The sequence below is a fragment of the Bradyrhizobium sp. BEA-2-5 genome, from assembly GCF_032918025.1.
GTDB classification, from domain to species: domain Bacteria; phylum Pseudomonadota; class Alphaproteobacteria; order Rhizobiales; family Xanthobacteraceae; genus Bradyrhizobium; species Bradyrhizobium pachyrhizi.
This window is the reverse complement of sequence record NZ_CP136629.1, coordinates 7,924,550-7,944,085: the sequence shown is the minus strand read 5'-3', so window position 1 is coordinate 7,944,085 and position 19,536 is coordinate 7,924,550. Positions and strand designations below refer to the sequence as shown.

Annotated in this window: 24 protein-coding genes; 17 read left to right on the top strand and 7 right to left on the bottom strand. The window is 64.3% G+C overall.

Features of this window, described 5'->3' with window-relative positions; all coding sequences use genetic code 11:
* Window positions 1-22: 22 nt before the first annotated feature.
* Window positions 23-535 carry a hypothetical protein gene (locus RX327_RS37105; protein ID WP_244481668.1) on the bottom strand — a complete coding sequence of 171 codons (513 nt, stop codon included), beginning with the start codon at window positions 533-535 and terminating at the stop codon, window positions 23-25.
* On the opposite strand from RX327_RS37105, the gene RX327_RS37100 reads away from it, so the two are divergent.
* The 3 genes from RX327_RS37100 (at window position 522) to RX327_RS37090 (ending at window position 2,155) form a co-directional block, all read left to right on the top strand.
* Window positions 522-728, top strand: coding sequence for a hypothetical protein (locus RX327_RS37100; RefSeq protein WP_050382588.1), 207 nt, complete (start codon window positions 522-524; stop codon window positions 726-728). The genes RX327_RS37105 and RX327_RS37100 overlap by 14 nt on opposite strands.
* 91 nt (window positions 729-819) lie before the next feature.
* Complete coding sequence (locus RX327_RS37095; RefSeq protein WP_317248850.1) at window positions 820-1,182, top strand: PRC-barrel domain-containing protein; 363 nt, start codon at window positions 820-822, stop codon at window positions 1,180-1,182.
* Between the two features lie 211 nt (window positions 1,183-1,393).
* Window positions 1,394-2,155 (top strand): Crp/Fnr family transcriptional regulator, encoded by a 762-nt coding sequence (locus RX327_RS37090; protein WP_050382590.1) that lies wholly within the window; start codon window positions 1,394-1,396, stop codon window positions 2,153-2,155.
* Window positions 2,156-2,314: 159 nt separating this feature from the next.
* Here RX327_RS37090 and RX327_RS37085 read toward each other — a convergent pair whose 3' ends face one another.
* A complete protein-coding gene (locus tag RX327_RS37085) occupies window positions 2,315-3,721 on the bottom strand; it encodes a TAXI family TRAP transporter solute-binding subunit (protein WP_317248849.1) in 1,407 nt (468 codons plus the stop codon).
* 425 nt (window positions 3,722-4,146) lie between these two features.
* Between RX327_RS37085 and RX327_RS37080 the strand changes: the two genes are divergently transcribed.
* Complete coding sequence (locus RX327_RS37080; protein WP_016847469.1) at window positions 4,147-4,500, top strand: DUF3307 domain-containing protein; 354 nt, start codon at window positions 4,147-4,149, stop codon at window positions 4,498-4,500.
* Window positions 4,501-4,673: 173 nt separating this feature from the next.
* Window positions 4,674-5,075, top strand: a complete 402-nt coding sequence (locus RX327_RS37075) for a hypothetical protein (RefSeq protein ID WP_317248848.1) — start codon at window positions 4,674-4,676, stop codon at window positions 5,073-5,075.
* 7 nt (window positions 5,076-5,082) lie between these two features.
* Here RX327_RS37075 and RX327_RS37070 read toward each other — a convergent pair whose 3' ends face one another.
* The gene (locus tag RX327_RS37070; RefSeq protein WP_028336550.1) at window positions 5,083-5,418 is read right to left on the bottom strand and encodes a YkgJ family cysteine cluster protein; all 336 of its coding nucleotides are present in this window, start codon (window positions 5,416-5,418) and stop codon (window positions 5,083-5,085) included.
* The gene (locus tag RX327_RS37065; RefSeq protein WP_410712124.1) at window positions 5,411-6,112 is read right to left on the bottom strand and encodes a helix-turn-helix transcriptional regulator; all 702 of its coding nucleotides are present in this window, start codon (window positions 6,110-6,112) and stop codon (window positions 5,411-5,413) included. The genes RX327_RS37070 and RX327_RS37065 overlap by 8 nt, the downstream gene beginning before the upstream one ends.
* A 206-nt stretch (window positions 6,113-6,318) precedes the next feature.
* Between RX327_RS37065 and RX327_RS37060 the strand changes: the two genes are divergently transcribed.
* Window positions 6,319-6,552, top strand: a complete 234-nt coding sequence (locus RX327_RS37060) for a hypothetical protein (protein WP_050382593.1) — start codon at window positions 6,319-6,321, stop codon at window positions 6,550-6,552.
* Between the two features lie 64 nt (window positions 6,553-6,616).
* Entirely contained in the window at window positions 6,617-7,348 is a 732-nt protein-coding gene (locus RX327_RS37055) for a glutathione S-transferase family protein (protein ID WP_317248847.1), read from the top strand.
* 69 nt (window positions 7,349-7,417) lie between these two features.
* Here the strand turns inward: RX327_RS37055 and RX327_RS37050 are convergent, their stop codons facing one another.
* Window positions 7,418-8,059, bottom strand: a complete 642-nt coding sequence (locus RX327_RS37050) for a pyridoxamine 5'-phosphate oxidase family protein (protein ID WP_317248846.1) — start codon at window positions 8,057-8,059, stop codon at window positions 7,418-7,420.
* 119 nt (window positions 8,060-8,178) lie between these two features.
* On the opposite strand from RX327_RS37050, the gene RX327_RS37045 reads away from it, so the two are divergent.
* Window positions 8,179-9,072, top strand: a complete 894-nt coding sequence (locus RX327_RS37045; RefSeq protein ID WP_317248845.1) for a LysR family transcriptional regulator — start codon at window positions 8,179-8,181, stop codon at window positions 9,070-9,072.
* On the opposite strand, the gene RX327_RS37040 is transcribed toward RX327_RS37045, so the two are convergent.
* Window positions 9,069-9,524 carry a PaaI family thioesterase gene (locus tag RX327_RS37040; protein WP_050382599.1) on the bottom strand — a complete coding sequence of 152 codons (456 nt, stop codon included), beginning with the start codon at window positions 9,522-9,524 and terminating at the stop codon, window positions 9,069-9,071. The two genes, RX327_RS37045 and RX327_RS37040, sit on opposite strands and share 4 nt — an antisense overlap.
* Window positions 9,525-9,755: 231 nt before the next feature.
* Between RX327_RS37040 and RX327_RS37035 the strand changes: the two genes are divergently transcribed.
* Window positions 9,756-10,142, top strand: a complete 387-nt coding sequence (locus tag RX327_RS37035) for a DUF6632 domain-containing protein (protein ID WP_050382601.1) — start codon at window positions 9,756-9,758, stop codon at window positions 10,140-10,142.
* Between the two features lie 130 nt (window positions 10,143-10,272).
* Here the strand turns inward: RX327_RS37035 and pobA are convergent, their stop codons facing one another.
* A complete protein-coding gene (gene pobA / locus RX327_RS37030; protein WP_317248844.1) occupies window positions 10,273-11,442 on the bottom strand; it encodes a 4-hydroxybenzoate 3-monooxygenase in 1,170 nt (389 codons plus the stop codon).
* A 268-nt stretch (window positions 11,443-11,710) separates the two neighbouring features.
* Between pobA and RX327_RS37025 the strand changes: the two genes are divergently transcribed.
* From RX327_RS37025 to RX327_RS36990, 8 genes are all read left to right on the top strand, one after another.
* Window positions 11,711-12,733 carry a TRAP transporter substrate-binding protein gene (locus tag RX327_RS37025; RefSeq protein WP_317248843.1) on the top strand — a complete coding sequence of 341 codons (1,023 nt, stop codon included), beginning with the start codon at window positions 11,711-11,713 and terminating at the stop codon, window positions 12,731-12,733.
* A 128-nt stretch (window positions 12,734-12,861) separates the two neighbouring features.
* On the top strand, window positions 12,862-13,428 hold the full coding sequence (locus RX327_RS37020; RefSeq protein ID WP_317248842.1) for a TRAP transporter small permease: 567 nt from the start codon (window positions 12,862-12,864) through the stop codon (window positions 13,426-13,428).
* A 6-nt stretch (window positions 13,429-13,434) separates the two neighbouring features.
* Entirely contained in the window at window positions 13,435-14,751 is a 1,317-nt protein-coding gene (locus RX327_RS37015) for a TRAP transporter permease (RefSeq protein ID WP_317248841.1), read from the top strand.
* A 4-nt stretch (window positions 14,752-14,755) separates the two neighbouring features.
* The gene (locus RX327_RS37010) at window positions 14,756-15,214 is read left to right on the top strand and encodes a DUF3237 domain-containing protein (RefSeq protein WP_317248840.1); all 459 of its coding nucleotides are present in this window, start codon (window positions 14,756-14,758) and stop codon (window positions 15,212-15,214) included.
* Window positions 15,215-15,546: 332 nt separating this feature from the next.
* Window positions 15,547-16,341, top strand: a complete 795-nt coding sequence (locus tag RX327_RS37005; RefSeq protein WP_317248839.1) for a crotonase/enoyl-CoA hydratase family protein — start codon at window positions 15,547-15,549, stop codon at window positions 16,339-16,341.
* A complete protein-coding gene (locus RX327_RS37000) occupies window positions 16,338-18,209 on the top strand; it encodes a feruloyl-CoA synthase (protein WP_317248838.1) in 1,872 nt (623 codons plus the stop codon). The genes RX327_RS37005 and RX327_RS37000 overlap by 4 nt, the downstream gene beginning before the upstream one ends.
* A 20-nt stretch (window positions 18,210-18,229) precedes the next feature.
* On the top strand, window positions 18,230-18,991 hold the full coding sequence (locus RX327_RS36995) for an SDR family NAD(P)-dependent oxidoreductase (protein ID WP_317248837.1): 762 nt from the start codon (window positions 18,230-18,232) through the stop codon (window positions 18,989-18,991).
* Between the two features lie 63 nt (window positions 18,992-19,054).
* Window positions 19,055-19,474, top strand: coding sequence for a thioesterase family protein (locus RX327_RS36990; RefSeq protein WP_317248836.1), 420 nt, complete (start codon window positions 19,055-19,057; stop codon window positions 19,472-19,474).
* Window positions 19,475-19,536: the final 62 nt, after the last annotated feature.

Sequence of the window (19,536 nt, the reverse complement as noted above, 5' to 3'; positions counted from 1 at the left end):
AGCTCTCCTTTGCGACTCGCGGCTACTTGCGGAACGTCAGCCATTCGCTGACTTCCATCACAGTCTCGGTCTGTCTGGCCTTCTTCATCAGCATTTCGCGTTCCCGTCCCGGCGGCAGCTTGCGCGCCGCAATGCGCGAATCTTCGGCGAATTTCTGCAAGCGGTTTTCGAACGATCCGGGAGGCCGCGACCTGTTGCGCTTCTTCTTGATCATGCCGTCTCCGAGCTGGAACAGCAATACTAGGCTTGTTCCCCGGACGCCGTCGTTAACCCATGACATCGGTCGAATTGAAAAACCGCGCGCCCCGAAATCGCGACCCAAAATCGCGACCCAAGATCGCGACCTGGGATCGCGAAGATCGCAGGAACGATCTTCGGCGCTCTGCGTAACACCCGTGCGTTCGCTGCTTTGCTCCCCGAAAGGCGGTGGACCACTCCGGTGACGGGCCTCGGCGAATTTGATCGCCGGGGCCCGCATGTCTTCCAGCAAGGCAGCCAAGGAAACAATAAGGACATAAGCAATGGTACATTCCAATCAGGGCATCGTGAAAGACAACAAGGGGCAGGAGCAGCCGGCCGACAAGCAGCGCGCGCAGGCCGCGCAGAAGACCGACCCGCGAAAGTCGAATGCGCGCGAAGCGACGCGTGATCCGAAATTGAACGATGCCGACAAGACGCCGGGATCCGGCATGACATCGGACGACCGCGGCGATCCTCCAACGGGCTGAACGTCGTTCCGCTCTGCAGCAATCGCGGCAATGCGGCAGGAACGATGACCCGGGTCGACCGTTGGCGTCGAAGGATCAATGGAGAATTGACATGGCGATGGACGAGAAGGAGGTCGGAAATCTGATCGGCAGCGACAAGGTCGAGGGCACGGCGGTCTATGGCGCCGATCGCAACCGGATCGGTTCGATCGAACGCGTGATGATCGACAAGAAGAGCGGGCGGGTGTCTTACGCCGTGCTTGGTTTCGGCGGCATTCTCGGTCTCGGCAACGACCATTATCCGCTGCCCTGGCAGTCGCTCAAATACGACACGAGGCTGGGCGGCTATGTCACCGGCGTCACCGAGAGCCAGCTGCGCGGCGCGCCGAAATACGGCAGCGAGCGCGAGTGGAATTGGTCCGATATCGGCACCACGCGCGCGGTGAACGACTACTACGGCGTGCCGTTCGTCTGAACGTCCCTTAGACGTCCCCTTGAGCGGGGGACCCGTATTTCACCGGTGGTACCCACCGGGAGCCGAGGTGTGTGTGATGCTCGGGGATGTAACCGTCGCATCCTTGGGACGTCTGTACACTAGTGAACATACGTCAATAGCTGTGCAAGGTAACATACGTAATTGAAGTCGGTCCTGCAGTTGCCCGATTAAACATGCGGGAGACCAATCGTTGGCGTCGCTAGTCCGGAAATTGGAGCAGTTTGCACGGCTTTCGCCGGTAGACCAGGTCCTTCTCAATCGCGCGTCTACCGAGCGCGTCCGCCATTTTGGTCCGCGGGTCGACATCGTCCGCGAGGGCGAGAAGCCGAAGGACGTCCATCTGATCCTGTCCGGCTGGGCCTATCGCTACAAGCAGCTCGAGGACGGCCGGCGTCAGATCGTGGCTTTCTTCCTGCCCGGCGACATTTGCGATGTGAACGTCTTCATCCTGCGCGAGATGGACCATTCGATCGGTACCGTCACGGCTGTGTCGATCGCCGACCTCTCCCGCGAATTCTTCGACAAGGTCGCAGCCGGACATCCGCGCATCGTGACCGCGTTCTGGTGGGAAACCCTGGTCAACGCGGCGATCCAGCGCGAATGGACCATGAGCCTCGGCCAGCGAACGGCGCTGGAGCGGATGGCCCATCTGCTGTGCGAGATCTGGCTCCGGCTGCGTGCCGCAGGCCTGACCCAGGGCGACAGCTGTGATTTCCCGCTGACCCAGGGCGATCTCGCCGATGCCACCGGGCTCTCCAAGGTTCACGTCAACCGAACGCTGCAGGAATTGCGCGCCGGCGGCCTGATCGTACTCAAGGGAAAGACCCTGGTCGTCCCCAATCTCGAGCGGCTGATGCAGGCCGGCCTGTTCAACCCGAACTACCTGCATATGGATCACGAGGGACGGCAGCTCGACGCCGCTGCGACGCCGACGGACACGGCGGTCGGGTAAGTAGCCCGCTCCGCTGCATGTCGCGAGAGCGCGGATGTATGGTTCACCGGCCGTTCAATATAGGCGGTGTCGTCCTGGCGAAAGCCAGGACGACAGTGGTGCATGTGGCGCGACCGCAGGGACGACAGTTGTATTTGTGGCGTGACCAACGGCCTGGTTTCACCCATTCGCCGCCTTCACCACCACGAGGTTCTCGTCCGGCGTCGCCGGGTGGCGCTTGAGGTGATCGCGGCGCAGTGCGATCTCGTCGCGGACCAATTCGTAGCCGAGCTTGAACGTGTCCATTCCGTCGCCGGAAACGGTGCCGTCGCGCAGGCCGGTCACCGCGCCGCGCAGGATCGCCTCGAGCTCGTCCTGCAATTCGTCGAGATGCTCGGCGCAGGTAGCGTGCTCGACGCGCTCGCCGATGTCGAGGATCCTGCCCGCCAGCTCGCTGGCCTTCTCGGGTGCAACGCGGGTGATCTTGGCGTAGATCGCCGCGAAGATCGAACCGATGATGCTGAGCGCGGCAACGCCCACATACATCAGGTCGCTGTACTTGTCGATGAACGACTTGGTGTCGTCGTTGATGTAATCGGCGGCGCCCTGGTGCGCGACGATGAAGGCGTCCTTGTCGGTCGCCGCCGGCTCGATCTTGGAGGCGAAGCCGTCGTCGAGCGCGAGTTCCGACTTGTTCTCATAGATGATGCGCGCGAGCTCGGCGGCTGTCGTCGTGGACATCGAGGATTGCGCGACCAGCAGCCATTCCAGTCCGATGGTGTCGACCTCGTCATCGGGGATCACCGGCGAGGACGACAGCATGCCGGTCGAGACCGTCTCCTCCGAAATCGCCGGGTATTTGCGCGCCAGCGCCTTGGCCGCGTCGATTGCATTCAGCGTGAAGCCGCCGGCGCGCTTGGCATATTGCTCGTAGGTCTTGTCCTTCACGATCTTCGAGGCATGCTCGATCGCGATCACGGCGGCGAAGCCGGAGGCGAACAGCTTGTCGAAAGATGTGTTCGGCGGCGCCTGCTGTACCCGCTGCGCCGCGTCGGGGCTGTCGGCAATCTCGAGCGCGCTGCGGACGAAATTGACGCTGTTCTCGCCGTCGCCGACGACCGCGATCCGCTTCTTCTTGAGCTCGCTCAGCGATTTGATCTTCTTGCCGCCGGGGCTGAGCACCAGCACCACGTCATGCTCGAGGATCGCGATGGCGCGGGCACGCGGCGGCACCCTTGCATCGGTGCGCAGGATGGCAAGCGAGGCGTCGCGGCGATCGAATTGCGCCAGCGCCTTGGCGTTGTCGGGGTTCGGCGTGATCTTCAGCCGCAGCCGTGACGAATTGTTCTTCAGCACGGTGGCGAGCTTGGCGGCGAATTTCGCCTCCGGGCCCTTGGCATCGCCGACCGCGAACACCAGCGTTTCGGAATTGCGCAGCCAGAGGCGGCCGCCGATCACGGTGACCGCGCTCAGCAGCAGCGTCAGCAGGGTGAAGATGATGATCTGCGCGCGGTTGGTCTTGACGACCGGTTTGGCGACCGGTGGGCGCGGCGGCATCGGCGCAGGCGAGGGGGCTTCGGCACTCATGGCTGATTACCTGGCTCGTCACCCGTCCGGGACGGCCCGTTGCCGTAACCCGATCGGCGCGGCGCTGCCCGGTGAATCCGTAAATGGCTATAAAAGAAAGAAAATTTCCTATGTTGCCGACGATATACCTCCCCGGGGGGAATGCAAACCGGCTGCCGGCCGTAACCTTAATCTCGGCCGGCCTGCGCCGCGATGCCACATGACCATTGCCACTATCGACGGTCGGACCGAGATGTGATTTTCGAGGAGGCGCAGGTGCATTCCGGCGCCGGAGATGTCATAAATGAGACACGCTTCGGTTTGCGGAATTGTGCTGACGGCCTGACCCGGATTTCTTGCAATCACATTCATCGAAGTAAAAGGGCGTCAGCTTGTTGTTTCCCTCCATGTCATCGTCGGTGTCGGTTGGTGCCCTGGTGGGATGGATGTTGCTTCTCACCGCAAAGCACATCATCGCCGACTTCATGCTGCAGAACGCCTGGATGGCGATCGGCAAGGATCAGAAGACCGGCTGGGCGCTGCCGCTGCTGGCGCACTGCCTGGTCCATCTCGCGGTTGCCCTGGCGCTGATCCTGGTGGTGGCGCCGCGGTTCTGGTACGTCGCCTTCATCGACTTCGTGATCCACATCATCGTCGATCGGGCTAAGGGCATCTGCGCCTCGCATTTCGGCGTGACGCTGGAATCCGGGCATCCCTGGTTCTGGACCCTGATCGGCGTCGACCAGGCGCTGCATCACCTTACCGGCTTCGCGCTGTCGATCTATATGGCCGCGAACTGAGCGGGTTTCGCGCGCCTTTCCTCACATCCTGGGACCAGGAATCCAGATGCCCGCGACGCGGGCGGATGTGATTCGCGCGCAACGGGCAAGGCCCTCCGGAAGCGACCGGAAGCCGTGGTTAACCTTTCGTTAGAGGATTACGCGGCATCTTCCCGATCGAGGGGGATTTGCAAATGTTTTCAAGCCGCGACGCCTTCGAGAACGATGCCTGCCCGGTTGCCGACGATCTGCTCGGCCAGATGTACCGCGCCAATCCGAACGGGCTCTCGTTGCTGGTTGCCAATGTCGCGCCCGACGTCAGGGCCAGGCTGGCGCTGTTCTGCTACCGCCGCAGCCATTTGCACTCGCTGGCGGTCGCGATCGCAGCAAGCTGCAGCGAGCGTGACCTGGTCGAGAACGGCGGCCGCGTCGGCTCGACGCTCTACGCGCTGTCGCGCGAGCCGGCCCGCGCCGCGACCGTTTCGCATGGTGGGCGCAAGCCGATCACGCTGTCGACCAAGCCGCTGACGACCTTCGCGCCGATCGTCGATGACGAGCTCGACGACGAGGACGTCAGCGACAGGGTCACGGCGTAACGTCTGGTCAGATCGGCTGCGCGCTCGCGATGAGCGGCAGCCCGTGCCGGCGCCGCGCCATCGCGCATTCCGCGTCGCCCGGCTGGCAGGTCCGGCATACCTCCGGCCGCACCGCATAGACTTCGCAGCGCGTTGCTTCTCCGACCCGGCCCGCTAGCGCCGAGCAGCGATCGCCCTCGCAGCGCATGCCTGATTGTCGCGCGTTGACGAATTGCGGTGGGATCAGATCGAGCTGCGCGTCGTCCTCGATGGTGAAGCGCGGCCAGTTCTCCGAATAGCTGCAGCAGGCGCCGCAGGACTGGCAGGGGTTTGCGTCGGCTGCGTCGGTCGCGTTGTCAGCCATCAGGTGTCCCTCGGCGCTTCCCAGACCAAGCTGCGGCGCCAGCGCGCAGCACGTCGCGCCGCTCCGGATATTTCTCGTCGAGATAGGTCGCCTCGACCACGCGGTCGGTGCGGAAGCTGCGGAAGTCGCCGCGCAGCTCGCACCAGGCCGCCAGCAGCCGGACTGCTTCGAGATAGCCGACCGAAATCGGCCAGATCACGCGCTCGCTATCGCGGCCATGCTCGTCGCGATAGTTCAGCGTGATCTTCTTGCCCTCATGGATCTGGCTGCGGGTCCTGACCATGTCGATGCGGTCGGGCTCCCGGTTCCAGGCCGAGCGCGCCCGGCTCGCCGGCTCCAGCACGAAAGGCCGCAGGCGCTCAGGCACTGTGTCGGCGATCTTGGCCATCAAGTCTTCGGCCGCGCGCGCCAGCGTGGAGTCGGCATGGCCCGCGACCCATTGCGCGCCCAGCACTGCCGCCTCGATCTCGTCGGGTGTCAGCATGAGCGGCGGGAGGTCAAAGCCTTTCTCCAGAATGTAACCCATGCCGGCTTCGCCGCGGATCGGCACGCGCTGGCCGATCAGCGTCGCGATGTCGCGATAGATCGTGCGCTTCGAGGTCTCGAGCTCGGCCGCGATCGCGTCCGCCGTCAGCGGCTTCCGCGTGCGCCTCAGCACCTGGATGATTTGAAACAGCCGGTCGGCGCGTCTCATGGCAACTCTCTCGATCGCTCTCTTGGCACGTGTCTGGTCGAGTGTCTCGGTAGCTGTTTCGGCAGCCGTCTTGACGAGTGTCTTGACGGGTCTCGTCTCTCTCGGTGCGCAGGCTTTTCTGGGCCCCGGCCGGCTACTGCTGACAGCATGTTGGCAGCAGGTGGGGGCTATATCAGGACAACACCTCAAGTGAAGGGAATTTGTCCATGACGAATCTTGACGAACTCGGTTTCCGGCAGGCGCAAGACTTTGCGCTGGAACAGCTGGTCACGGTCTACTCCACTTCCGGCGACCTGCGCTGGGCCCTGGTCGCGCTGATCGCACAGTCGATCAGCACGGTCTGGTCCTACGGGCGGGCACGGCTGGTCAAGCGCGTTCGCGAGGCGGTTCGCCGCCTCGCACCCGTCGGCCCGTTCGACAGTGAATGCCACTACTGCTGACACCATGCTGGCAGCAGGGGACGGCTAGCTTCAATTCACGACCACAGGCGATCGGGAGCTTCATATGATTACGCTTTACGGTTTTGGCGCCGGCTTCGGCCTGCCGGAAATCAGCCCCTTCGTCACTAAGACGGAAGTGCAGCTCAAGATGGCGGGGCTGCCCTACCGGAAGGAGCGGGCGATGCCGCCGGCGTCCCCCAAGGGTCAGCTGCCCTTCATCGACGACGGCGGCGAGGCGGTGGCCGATTCCACCTTCATCCGCGCCCATATCGAGCGCCGCTACGGCTTCGATTTCGATGCCGGGCTCTCGTTGCAGGAACGCGCGCAGGCCTGGGCCTTCGAGCGCATGATCGAGCATCACGTCTATTGGGCGCTGGTCGGCGCGCGCTGGGTCGATCCGGTCAATTTCGCCAAGGGGCCTGCGCATTTCTTCGACGGCGCGCCGGAGCATATGCGCGACAAGATGCGCGAGGACGCCCAGTTCCGCGTTGCCGAGAATTATCTGCTGAGCGGGCTTGGCCGCCACGGACCTGACGAAGACGTCGATCTCGCGATCCGCTCGCTGTTCGCGCTGGCGGTCCAGCTCGGCGACAAGCCGTATCTGATGGGTGATGCGCCGTGCGGCACCGATGCCACCGCGTTCGGCGCGCTGGCGGGAATCCTCACCCCGTTCTTCGATTCGCCGCTGCGCGAGCGCACCGAGAAGTTCGACAATCTCACCGCCTATGTCGGCCGGATGATGCGGCAATATTATCCGGAATTCGCCTGGGCGCCGCTGCAGCAGCAGGCGGCCTAAAGCGCGATCGCGCTTTAGGTTTAGTTCGGGGCATGATCCTTCCGAAAAACCGCTTCGCACTTTTCCGAATCATGCCTGGGCCGGCGCGGCAGGAGCGGGCTGGCCCTTCAATGCGGCGAGCTCCGCCTCGAGCTCGGCGATGCGCTGGTCGCGCGCCGCCAGCGCCGCGGCGACATCGCCCGCGTCGAATTTCTGCGGAATGTGCTGCGGGCAGTTGGTGTCCCAGGCCGCGATCTTGAACAGGATCACCTGCTCCGGCCGCGCACGGTAGCCTTTCGGCATCAGCGCGCGCGTCAACGCCGGATCGTCCTCCACCACATTCGCCTCACCCCACAGCTTGACGCGGCGGCGGTGCGCGTAATCCATCACGAAGATGTAGGCCCTGGGGTTCTCCGTCAAATTGCCTTGCGTGATGAACTGCTGGTTGCCGGCATAGTCGGCGAAGGCCAGCGTCTGCTTGTCGAGTACCTTGAGAAACCCCTTCGGTCCGCCGCGGTGCTGGATGTAGGGCTGGCCGTCGGCTGAAGCGGTGGCGAAATAGAAGCTGTTGACCTCGCTGAGGAAGCCGGCGAGGTTCTCGTCGATCTCGCTGCGCCAGCCGCCATGCGCCTCGAGCTCGGCGTAGGTGGCGCGCGAGCCCTTGCGGGTCTGGATCGCCTTCACCGCCGGACTGAATGCGACGTCGCTCGGATAGCTGTGACCATCTGACATCGGTGCCTCCCGTGACGGGCGCCTTAAGCGGTTGTCCTCACTGCTTAAGATGGACATTCCTAGATCGTAAGCAATCTTGTGCATTGACACTTCACTGTTGCCAATTATGCAATAGTGCCATGGACCGGATCGACGCCATGCAGGCCTTCGTCGCGGTGGCGGACCTCGAGGGGTTTGCCCCCGCCGCCCGCAAGCTCGGCCTGTCGCCGTCCGCCATCACCCGGCTGATCGCGGCGCTGGAGGAGCACCTCGGCGCGCGGCTGCTGCAGCGAACCACGCGGCAGGTGACGCTGACCGACGTCGGCGCACGCTATCTCGAGCGCGCGCGGCGCATCCTCGCCGATGTCGAGGAGGCCGACGACGCGGTCGAGAACGAGCGCACCCGCCCCGAGGGGCGGCTGGTGATCTCGGCACCGTTCGGCTTCGGGCGGCTCCATGTCAGCCCGGTGGTGAGCGCCTATCTGAAGCGCTATCCCGGCGTCGGCGTCGATCTGCGGCTGTCCGATCGCAGGATCAATCTGGTCGAGGACGGCGTCGACCTCGCGGTCAGGCTTGGGCACCTGCCGGATTCGACGCTGGTGGCGCGGCATGTCGGCCGGATGCGCCGCATCGTGGTGGCGTCGGCCGGCTATCTCAAGCGTCGCGGCGAGCCGAAGCGACCGGCGGACCTCACCGCCCACGACACGATCCAGTTCGGCGCCATGACCGCGACGCCGGATTGGCGTTTCATGGAGGATGGCCGCGAAGTCCGCATCACCCCTACGCCGCGCTTCACCAGCAACAGCTCGGACGCCGCCATCCAGTACGCCGAGCAGGACGGCGGACTGACCCGGGTGATGGCCTATCAGGCCGCCGAATCGCTGAAGGCGCGGCGGCTCCAGATCGTGCTCGCCGAGTTCGAGCAGCCGGCGGTGCCGATCCACGTCGTCTATCCGACGACGCGGCTGTTGTCGGCCAAGGTGCGGACCTTCATCGATATCGTGACCGAGATCACCGACTGGTATTTCGACTAGCTCACCGGCGGCTTCTTCGGCACCACGCGGAAGGTGCCGCTGGCGCGCGCGATGGTCACGCCGTCGGCCTTGATCAGGCTCTGCGCGAAGCAGATCGTGCTGCCGGTCTTGATCACGTCGCTCTCGATCGCGAGCCATTGCCCGACATTGGCGGAGCCGACGAAATCGACCGCGAGCGAGATCGTGACGAACGAGGTGGTCCAGCCGGTCGCCTGGCCGCAGCTATAGCCCATCGCGTTGTCGGCAAGGGCTGCGATCAGACCGCCATGGATCAGGCCGCGGCCGTTGGTATGTGGCCTCGCCAGCCGCAGGCCGATGATGACGGCACGCTCGGTCTTCTTTTGGTAGAGCGGCTCCCAGGGCTCGGTGAGCGGGCTCTTGCGGAACAGCGGCTCGAAGCCTTGAGGGACGTCTTGGGGATTGTCGGGCACGACTTGCGTATCGGTGGTCATCTGAAGCTCGCATATGACGTTGCGTTGATGCCATTGAACGCGATGTCGATGACGGTTTCACCGCCTACAAAGTTTTAAACGGGATTTGCACGGCTGTTTGAAGCTCGCTCGCGCCGGGTGCGGGATACAATATCAGCATCGCGGCCGCTTCCCAACCGTGACGCAGTTCACGCGCATCCCGCCGCAGTTTGTGACATGCTTCGCGCCGCGTCCATGGCATGAGGAGAGACCATGTCGGCCGTGACCCGCCTGACCTATCTTCGCATCGCGCTCGTCGTGGTCGGTCTGATCGCGATTTTCGCCGTCTATCCGCTGTTCCAGCTCTGGCCGTCCGGCTGGTCCTGGGGCCACGGCCATTCGCATTACCCGATGATGATCGTCGGCATCTATGCGACGCTCGGCGTATTCCTGCTGCTCGCCGCGCGGGATCCGCTGCAGCACCGCAGCCTGATCTGGTTCACGGTGTGGTCGAGCGTCGTGCATGGCGGCATCATGGCCGTGCAGGCGGTCAGTGACGAGGCCGAGCGCGGTCACCTGCTGGGCGACGTCCCGGCGCTGTTGCTGATCGCGCTGGTGCTGGCCTGGCTGATGCCGAAGCCGGCCGTGGCGGCTGCCTAAGCACAGGCATCACGTCCCGTCATCCTAGGAGGCGCGTAGCGCTGTCTCGAGGGATCGACGGCCACCGGCGGGGCCGTGCATCCTTCGAGGCTTGCTGCGCCGCCGGGATGACGAAGCCGGCAGTCGGTGATCAGAACGGCAGTCCCACATAATTCTCCGACAGCGAGGTCGAGGCCGCCTTCGAACTGACGAGGTAGTCGAGCTCGGCGATCTGGATGCGCGCGGCGAATTCGCCCTCGTCGGGGAATTTGTGCAGCATCGAGGTCATCCACCAGGAGAAACGCACGGCTTTCCAGACCCGTGCCAGCGCCTTCGCCGAATACCCATCGATGCCGGCGGTGGATTTCTCGTCGTAGAACTCGCGCAGCGCGCTCGACAGATAATGCGCGTCGCTGGCAGCGAGGTTCAATCCCTTGGCGCCGGTCGGCGGCACGATGTGGGCTGCGTCGCCGCATAGGAACATCCGGCCGAAGCGCATCGGCTCGGCGACGAAGCTGCGCAGCGGCGCGATGCTCTTCTCGATCGACGGGCCCGTGACGAGGCTGTCGGCCGCCTCCTGGTCGAGCCGGCGCTTCAATTCGTCCCAGAAGCGGTCGTCCGGCCATTGATCGACATGATCGTCGAGCGAACATTGCACATAGTAGCGGCTGCGCTTGGTCGAGCGCATGGTGCACAGCGCAAAGCCGCGGGCATGGTTGTTGTAGATCAGTTCCGGCGAGACCGGCGGCGTCTCCGAGAGAATGCCGAGCCAGCCGAACGGATAGACCCGCTCGAACTCCTCGATTGCCGAAGACGGGACGCTGGCGCGGCTGACGCCATGGAAACCGTCGCAGCCGGCGACGAAATCGCAATCGATCGTGTGGGTGACGCCGTCTTTGACATAGGTGACGCGCGGATGATCGGTGTCGAAATCAAGCGGCTTGACGTCGGCCGCCGAGTAGATCGAGGTCAGGCTGGCCGCCTTGCGGGCATCCATCAGGTCGAGCGTGACCTCGGTCTGGCCGTAGATCATCACCGTCTTGCCGGTCGCGCCATGCAGATCGATGCGGTGCCGCGCGCCGCCGAACGCCAGTTCGAGACCGTGATGGATCAGGCCCTCCTGGTGCAGCCGGGAAGCGGCACCGACGCTCTCGAGCAGCGACACGGTGCCTTCCTCGAGCAGCCCGGCGCGAATCCGTCCCAGCACATAGTCCGGGGTCTGCCGCTCAAGAATGATGTTGTCTACGCCGAAAGTATGAAGTAGTTGCCCAAGCAACAGTCCGGCCGGACCTGCACCAATGATTGCTACTTTTGTCCGCAATACCTTGTCCTCCCGATCGGATAGGCTTTTAGCCGGTGCCCGCGCCGTCAACTTGCCAAGGCAACTATATCATATAACGGTTTTGGCAAGACGGATTTGCGCGCGACGCACGTTCGCCGCAGCGCAAGATGCGGCGGCGTGGGACCGGGGCGGAGGGTGCGACGAGGCGTCCGCCCGGCGGATTTCGTCTTGAATATCCGTCTGAATTAGATAACATGTTAAGTAATGAGGCCGGGCACCAAGCTCGCCCTGGAGAGGAGGAGACGTGATGAGGAAAACAGTGTTGGCGGTGTTGATGGCCGCCGCCATCGTGCCGGCTGCGCGACCTGCTGTCGCGCAGGACAAGACCGTCAATCTCAAGGTGTCGCTATGGGTGCCGCCGGCGCATCCGCTGGTGCCGGCGACCCAGGCCTGGGCCGCCGACATCGAGAAGGCATCGGGCGGCACCATCAAGGTCACCGTGTTTCCGGCCCAGCAGCTCGGCAAGGCCTTCGACCATTACGACATGGCGCGCGACGGCATCGCCGACGTCACCTATGTCAATCCCGGCTATCAGCCCGGCCGCTTCCCGATCGCGGCCGCGGGCCAGCTTCCGTTCACCTTCTCCGACGGCAAGAAGGGCACGCTGGCGCTGAACGAGTGGTACCACAAATATGCGCCGACCGAGATGAAGGACACCAAGCTGTGCTTCGCCTTCATCCACGATCCGGGTGCGCTGCACGGCAAGAAGAAGATCGTGCTGCCGAGCGACCTCTCCGGCGTCAAGGTGCGGCCCGCGCAGAGCACCATCGGCGAGATGGTGAAGATGTTCGGCGGCACCAATGTGCAGGCCTCCGCGCCGGAATCGCGCGATGCGATCGAGCGCGGTGTGGCCGACGAAATCACCTTCCCCTGGGGCTCGATCTTCCTGTTCGGCATCGACAAGGTGGTGAAGTACCACATGGACGTGCCGCTCTATTCGACGGTGTTCACCTACAACATGAACCTCGCCAAATATAATTCGATGTCGGCTGCCCAGAAGAAGGTGATCGACGACCACTGCACGCCGGAATGGGCCTCCAAGGTCACCGACCCCTGGACCGATTTCGAAGCCAATGGCCGCACCAAGATGAAGGCGCTGGAAGGCCACGAGGTCTATCCGCTGACTTCGGATCAGCTCGCCGAGTGGAAGAAGGCGGTCAAGCCGCTGCGCGATAGCTGGGCCGAGGCGGTGAAAAGGGCCGGCGGCGATGCGGCAAAGATCGGCGCCGATCTGGAGGCCACGCTGAAGAAGTTCGAGGCGGGGATCTAAGGCGCTGCCGAGGCAAATGAGGTCGTCGTGCCCGGGCTTGTCCCGGGCATCCACGTTCTTGCGCGCGGCAACGAAGACGTGGATGGCCGGGACAAGCCCGGCCATGACGCCGGGAGGGATCTCGAAGCATGGCTGCCAATTCCGAAGTCTCCCAAGACGGCGTCATCACCGGCCCACCCGAGCCGGCGCGCAAGAATTTCATGGATCGCTTCATCGATTCGATCGAATGGGTCGCGGCCTTCTTCGTCGGCGTCGTCGCGCTTAATACCTTCACCGCGGTGTTCATGCGAAAATTCTTCGCGGTGACGATCCCCGACTACTACAATTTCGGCCAGTTCCTGCTCGGCATCCTCATCTTCTGGGGCATCGCGGCGACCTCCTATCGCGGCACTCACATCACGGTGGACCTGGTCTGGGGCAATGTCGGCCCGCGCTATCAGCGCTGGATCGACGTGTTCGCGACGCTGGTGCTGCTGTTCGTCGTCACCGTGCAGACCTGGACGCTGTTCGACAAGGTGATCGACACCAGGAACAGCCATATCGTCACCATGGATCTCGGCGTGCCGGTCTGGCCGTTCTTCCTGGTGTCGTGGATCGGCGACGTCTGCGCCGTGCTGCTGATCGCGATCCGCACCTACCGGCTGATCTTCCACCCCGAAGACATCCATGATGCCAAGATCAAGACCGCGGAGTAGACGGCCATGAGTCTCGACCTCAGTCCCGAGACCGTCGCCGTTATCGGCTTTGTCAGCCTGTTCGTGCTGATGCTGCTCCGTGTCCCCGTCGGCATGGCGATGGGCCTCGTCGGCATCACCGGTTTTGGCTATCTCACCGGCTTCGCGCCGGCGCTCAAGCTGGTCGGCCAGACCACGATGCGGACGGTGACGGATTACACTTTCGGCGTGATTCCGATGTTCCTGCTGATGGGATCCTTCGTCAGCAACTCCGGCATGAGCCGCGAGCTGTTCCGCGCCGCCAACGGCTTCGTCGGCCATCTGCGGGGCGGTCTCGGCATCGCCACCGTCGGTGCCTGCGGCGGTTTCGCCGCGATCTGCGGTTCGTCGGTTGCGACCGCCGCGACCTTCTCCGCCGTCGCCTACCCGGAGATGCGCCGCTTCGGCTACCCGCAGTCCTTTGCCACGGGGGTCATCGCGGCCGGCGGCACGCTGGGCGCGATCCTGCCGCCCTCCACGGTGCTTGCGGTCTACGGCATCATCACCGAGCAGGACATCGGGAAGCTCTTCATCGCGGGCATCATTCCCGGCCTGCTCGCGATCCTGATGCACATGATCACGATCGGCATCATCGGCGTGACGCGGCCCGGCTTCCTGCCGGCGGGAAAGAAGGCGTCGTGGCACGAGCGCTTCGTCGCGCTACGTGACGTCTGGTCGCCGCTGCTGCTGTTCCTGTTCGTGATCGGCGGGCTCTATGGCGGCTTCTTTGTCCCGACCGAAGCCGGCGCGGTTGGCGCGGTGGGCGCCTTCATCATCGGTATCCTGCGCGGCAAGCTGACCAGGGAAGGCATCCTGCAATCGCTGCTGCAGGCGACGCGCACCGCCGCCGCCGTGTTCACGGTGCTGATCGGCGCGCTGATCTTCGGCTATTTCCTCACGGTGACGCAGACGCCGCAGAAGGTCACGGAGCTCCTCACCGGCCTTGGCCTTGGTCCCTACGGCGTGCTGGCGCTGATCATGGTGATGTATCTCGTGCTCGGCTGCCTGATGGACGCGATGGCGATGATCATCCTGACCGTGCCGATCATCTTCCCGGTCATCATCCACCTCGGCTTCGACCCGATCTGGTTCGGCGTCATTGTCGTCATGACCGTCGAGCTCGGGCTGATCACTCCGCCGGTGGGCATGAACGTGTTCGTGATCAAGAGCGTGATCAAGGACGTCAACATGTCGACGATCTTTGTCGGCGTGCTGCCGTTCGTCATCACCGACCTGATCCGGCTGGTGATCCTGATCCTGTTCCCTCTGCTCGCGACCTGGCTGCCGCAGCGCATGATTGGTTAGGCCCATGAATCCCGAGCTTGAAACCAGATACGTCTTCACCGTCACCGCCCGCATCGGTGACGTCGTCACCGCCGGCGAGACCGGGATCGGCGTCCGGCGCATCATCCCGATCATCGGCGGCGAGGTGACGGGCGCGATCACGGGCAAGGTGCTGCCGTTCGGCGCCGACTTCCAGACCATCCGCCCCAACGAGCTGATCGATCTCGAAGCGAAATATGCCTTCGAGACCGACGACGGCGCCGTCGTCTATGTCGAGAACAAGGGCATGCGCTTCGGCCCGGTCGAGCTCCTGCAAAAGCTCAAGCGCGGCGAGCCGGTCGATCCCAAGCTGATCTATTTCCGCACCGTGCCGAAATTCGAGACCGGGCACGAGAAGTATCGCTGGCTGATGGAGCACATCTTCGTCGGCTCGGCGGCACGGCATGCGGACCGCGTGGTGATCGACGTGCACCAGGTGCTTTAGTTTCGCACACTTGCAGTCTCACCTGCCGCGATCCGCCCCAACATTCGGTGTCGTCCCTGCGAAAGCAGGGACCCATACTCCGCGGCCTGTGTCGTGAACGGGACCCGTCGTTCCGCCGTCGCGCAGCAATAACCGTTTGTGGTTATGGGTCCCTGCTTTCGCAGGGACGACGGGAGGAGGGAGCGCGCGTATCCATTCCATCACCGTCACCCTGAGGAGGCCGCGCAGCGGCCGTCTCGAAGGGTCGACGGCCACCAGCCGTGCGCGCTCATATTGACTCTCCCGCTAATCGTTATAATACATAACTATTCTGAACCGGAAACAATAACGCCATGGGAAACGCTGCCGGCGGGGGAGACGCCTCGCTGCTCAGGATCGAGACGCGAGGGGCGGTGCTGACGGTCGGGCTGAACCGTCCCGCCAAGCGCAATGCGCTGAACGACGGCATCATCCTGGCGCTGCGGGATTGCTTTTCCGCGATACCGGATGCGGTCGGCGCGGTCGTGATCCATGGCATCGGCGACCATTTCTCCTCGGGTCTCGATCTCTCCGAACTGACCGAGCACGACGCGACCGGCGGCCTGCTCCATTCCCAGATGTGGCACCGGGTGTTCGACCGCATCCAGTACAGCCGCGTGCCCGTGATCGCGGCGCTCCGGGGTGCGGTGATCGGCGGCGGGCTGGAGCTTGCCTGCGCGGCGCATATCCGCGTCGCCGAGCCCTCGACCTATTTCGCGCTGCCGGAGGGACAACGCGGCATCTTCGTCGGCGGCGGCGGCTCGGTGCGGCTGCCGCGGCTGATCGGCGTCGCCCGGATGATGGACATGATGCTGACCGGACGCGTCTATAGCGCGACCGAGGGCGCGTCCTACGGCTTCGCGCAATATCTGACGGAGGCCGACGGCGCGCTGCCGAAAGCGCTGGAGCTGGCCGAGCGCGTCGCCTCCAACGCGCCGCTGACCAATTTCGCCGTGCTCCAGGCGCTGCCGATGATCGCGGAGGCCAATCCGCAGACGGGTCTCTTGATGGAATCGCTGATGGCCACCGTCGCGCAGAGCGACAAGGAGGCCAAGAAGCGCATCCGCGCGTTTCTTGATCGCAAGACCGCCAAGGTGAAGCCGACATGAGCGCCGCGCCGTCTGGGAACACTGCGAGCGCGCATCCGCTGCGCCCGATCTCGTTCGGCAATCCTGACGTCACCGTCGAGCGCCGCGACGACGGCACCATCTATCTCCGACCGAAGCTCAGCCTCGCTGATTTTCCGGTTCGCATCACCGATCGGCTGCACCACTGGGCGAAGGCCGAGCCGAACCGCGTGTTCATGGCCGAGCGTGCCGCCGGTGGCGGCTGGCGGCAAATCACCTACGCGCAATTGCTCGAGGCTATCAGGCGCATCGCCTCCGCCTTGATCGCGCGCGGCCTCTCGGCGGAGCGGCCGGTCGTCATCCTCTCCGGCAATTCGATCGACCACGCCCTGCTCGCCTTCGGCGCGTTCTATGCGGGCGTTCCGTTCTGCCCGGTATCGCCGGCCTATTCGCTGGTGTCGCGCGACTATGGCAAGCTCAGCTTCGTCATCAAGCTTCTGACGCCAGGCCTCATCTTTGTCGACGATGCCGACAAGTTCGCCGACGCGCTGCGTGCCAATGTCGGATCCGACGTCGAGATCGCCGCAAGCCGCGGCACCGTGCCCGGCCGTGAGGTGACGCGCCTCGCCGGTCTCTTGGCGACGCCGGAAGACCCGCGCCTCGATGCGACCCATGCGGCGATCGGCCCCGACACGATCGCAAAATTCCTGCTGACCTCGGGCTCGACCGGCAACCCCAAGGCCGTCATCAACACCCAGCGCATGATCTGCGCCAACCAGGTGATGCTGCGCGAGACGCTCGCCTTCCTCACGGACGAGCCGCCCGTCATCATCGACTGGCTACCCTGGAACCATACCTTCGGCGGCAACCACAATATCGGACTGACGCTCTACAACGGCGGCTCGATGTACCTGGACGCCGGCAAGCCGATGCCCGGCGGCATCGAGGAGACCGTGCGCAATCTCCAGGAGATTTCGCCCACAGTCTATTTCAACGTGCCCAAGGGCTACGAGTCGCTGCTGCCGTATTTGCGCGACGACCAGGGCCTGCGCGCAAAGTTCTTCGACCGGCTGCACGCGATGTTCTTCTCGGGCGCGGCGCTGTCGCCCTTCGTCTGGGACAGCCTCGACGAGCTCGCGGTGAAGGAAAAGGGCTACCGCGTGCCGATGCTGACGGGCCTTGGCGCCACCGAGACTGCACCGTTCTTCATGTCGGTCAATCCGCGCACCAGCCGCTCCGGCCATGTCGGCCTGCCGGTCTCGGGCAATGACGCCAAGCTGGTTCCGAACAACGGCAAGCTGGAGGTCCGCTGCAAGGGGCCGAACGTAATGCCCGGCTACTGGCGCCAGCCCGACATCACGGCGAAATCGTTCGACGAGGAAGGCTTCTATAAGTTCGGCGACGCGCTGAAGCCCGCCGACGCTGGTGATCTCAACGCCGGCTTCGACTTCGACGGGCGGATCGGCGAAGACTTCAAGCTCGCCAGCGGCACCTGGGTCAGCGTCGGCCCGCTGCGGGCGCGCTTCGTTGCGGCCTGCGCGCCGCTGGTGCGCGACGTCGTCATCGCCGGCATCAACCGCGACGAGCTTGCTGCGATCGTGATCCTCGATCTCGACGGCTGCCGCCTGATCAACCCGCAGCTCGCCTCTGGCGACATCGCGGCCGCGGCCAACGATCCGCTGGTGCGGGCGGCCTTCCGCGAGCGCTTCGCGCGCGTGCTGGCCGGCGCCACCGGCTCCTCGACACGGATCACGCGCGCGATCCTGATGGACACGCCGCTATCGATCGACAAGGGCGAGGTCACCGACAAGGGCTCGATCAACCAGCGCGCGGTGCTGGAGCATCGCACGGACATCATCGGAGCGCTTTATGCGCCGGTGCCCCCGGCATCGGTGATCACACTCGTCTAGTTCTCGAACAGGAGAAAGCCATGCAGTTGAAGGACCAGGCCGCCATCGTCACCGGCGGTGCATCGGGATTGGGCGCTGCGACCGCGCGCCGTCTCGCCGCGCAGGGCGCCAAGGTCGCGGTCTGCGACCTCAACGCCAAGCTCGCCGAGAGCGTCGCGGCCGAGATCGGCGGCATTCCCGTGGTCTGCGACGTCGCCGATGCGGCGGCCGCCGAAGCCGCGGTCGCTGCCGCCGCCAAGGCCCATGGCCCGGCCCGCGTGCTGGTCAATTGCGCCGGCATCGGCGTTGCCAAGCGCGTTGTCGGCCGCGACGGCCCGATGGCGCTCGCCGATTTCGACAAGGTGATCAAGGTCAACCTGATCGGCACCTTCAACATGCTGCGCCTCGCCGCGACCGAGATGTCCAAGCTCGAGCCGCAGGCGACCGGCGAGCGCGGCGTCATCATCAACACCGCCTCGGTCGCCGCCTATGACGGCCAGATCGGCCAGTCGGCCTATTCGGCATCGAAGGGCGGCATCGTCGGCATGACGCTGCCGATCGCGCGCGAGCTCGCGCAGTTCGGCGTCCGCGTGCTGACCATTGCGCCCGGCCTGTTCCTCACGCCGCTGCTCGCCAACCTGCCGCAGGAAGCCCAGGACTCGCTCGCCGCGGCGATCCCGTTCCCGCGCCGGCTCGGCAATGCCGACGAGTTCGCCGCGCTCGCGCTGCACATGGTCGAGAACGCCTACCTGAACGGCGAAGTGGTGCGCCTCGACGCCGCGCTCCGGATGGCGCCGCGCTGAAGCATGATCCGGAAGAGCATAAAGCGCGCTTCCGGATCGCTCATGCTCGATCAAGGATAAACCATGTTCGTGAACCGGCGCGAGGTCCAGATCCAGTGGGGCGATTGCGACCCCGCCAACATCGTCTATTACCCGCGCTATTTCGCCATGTTCGACGATTCGACCTCGACCCTGTTCGAGGTCGCCGGTTTCTCCAAGCAGGACCTGGTCCGCAAGTATGGCCTGGTTGGCATTCCCATGGTCGACACGCGAGCCAAGTTCTACATCCCCTCGACCTATGGCGACTGGATCACCATCGAGACCAAAATCGAGAGCATCAAGCGCTCGAGCTTCGAGGTGAAGCACAACGTCTACAAGGGCGAGGCGCTGGCGATCGAGGGGTTCGAGACCCGCGTCCTGGTCGGCCGCGACCCCGTTAACCCCGACAAGCTGAAATCGGCACCGTTCCCGCAGGAGATTATTGACCGCTTCATGAAGGGCTGACTCGCACCCCCTCATGACCTAAAGAAGGGGCTGAATTGGCCCGCAAAACCGGTTTAAACCCA

Coding starts and splice junctions, on each gene's coding strand:
- RX327_RS37100 (WP_050382588.1), top strand. CDS start 522: ATGGTACATTCCAATCAGGGCATCGTGAAAGACAACAAGGGGCAGGAG.
- RX327_RS37095 (WP_317248850.1), top strand. CDS start 820: ATGGCGATGGACGAGAAGGAGGTCGGAAATCTGATCGGCAGCGACAAG.
- RX327_RS37085 (WP_317248849.1), bottom strand. CDS start 3,721: ATGAGTGCCGAAGCCCCCTCGCCTGCGCCGATGCCGCCGCGCCCACCG.
- RX327_RS37080 (WP_016847469.1), top strand. CDS start 4,147: ATGTTGCTTCTCACCGCAAAGCACATCATCGCCGACTTCATGCTGCAG.
- RX327_RS37075 (WP_317248848.1), top strand. CDS start 4,674: ATGTTTTCAAGCCGCGACGCCTTCGAGAACGATGCCTGCCCGGTTGCC.
- RX327_RS37070 (WP_028336550.1), bottom strand. CDS start 5,418: ATGGCTGACAACGCGACCGACGCAGCCGACGCAAACCCCTGCCAGTCC.
- RX327_RS37065 (WP_410712124.1), bottom strand. CDS start 6,112: ATGAGACGCGCCGACCGGCTGTTTCAAATCATCCAGGTGCTGAGGCGC.
- RX327_RS37060 (WP_050382593.1), top strand. CDS start 6,319: ATGACGAATCTTGACGAACTCGGTTTCCGGCAGGCGCAAGACTTTGCG.
- RX327_RS37055 (WP_317248847.1), top strand. CDS start 6,617: ATGATTACGCTTTACGGTTTTGGCGCCGGCTTCGGCCTGCCGGAAATC.
- RX327_RS37050 (WP_317248846.1), bottom strand. CDS start 8,059: ATGTCAGATGGTCACAGCTATCCGAGCGACGTCGCATTCAGTCCGGCG.
- RX327_RS37045 (WP_317248845.1), top strand. CDS start 8,179: ATGGACCGGATCGACGCCATGCAGGCCTTCGTCGCGGTGGCGGACCTC.
- RX327_RS37040 (WP_050382599.1), bottom strand. CDS start 9,524: ATGACCACCGATACGCAAGTCGTGCCCGACAATCCCCAAGACGTCCCT.
- RX327_RS37035 (WP_050382601.1), top strand. CDS start 9,756: ATGTCGGCCGTGACCCGCCTGACCTATCTTCGCATCGCGCTCGTCGTG.
- RX327_RS37025 (WP_317248843.1), top strand. CDS start 11,711: ATGAGGAAAACAGTGTTGGCGGTGTTGATGGCCGCCGCCATCGTGCCG.
- RX327_RS37020 (WP_317248842.1), top strand. CDS start 12,862: ATGGCTGCCAATTCCGAAGTCTCCCAAGACGGCGTCATCACCGGCCCA.
- RX327_RS37015 (WP_317248841.1), top strand. CDS start 13,435: ATGAGTCTCGACCTCAGTCCCGAGACCGTCGCCGTTATCGGCTTTGTC.
- RX327_RS37010 (WP_317248840.1), top strand. CDS start 14,756: ATGAATCCCGAGCTTGAAACCAGATACGTCTTCACCGTCACCGCCCGC.
- RX327_RS37005 (WP_317248839.1), top strand. CDS start 15,547: ATGGGAAACGCTGCCGGCGGGGGAGACGCCTCGCTGCTCAGGATCGAG.
- RX327_RS37000 (WP_317248838.1), top strand. CDS start 16,338: ATGAGCGCCGCGCCGTCTGGGAACACTGCGAGCGCGCATCCGCTGCGC.
- RX327_RS36995 (WP_317248837.1), top strand. CDS start 18,230: ATGCAGTTGAAGGACCAGGCCGCCATCGTCACCGGCGGTGCATCGGGA.
- RX327_RS36990 (WP_317248836.1), top strand. CDS start 19,055: ATGTTCGTGAACCGGCGCGAGGTCCAGATCCAGTGGGGCGATTGCGAC.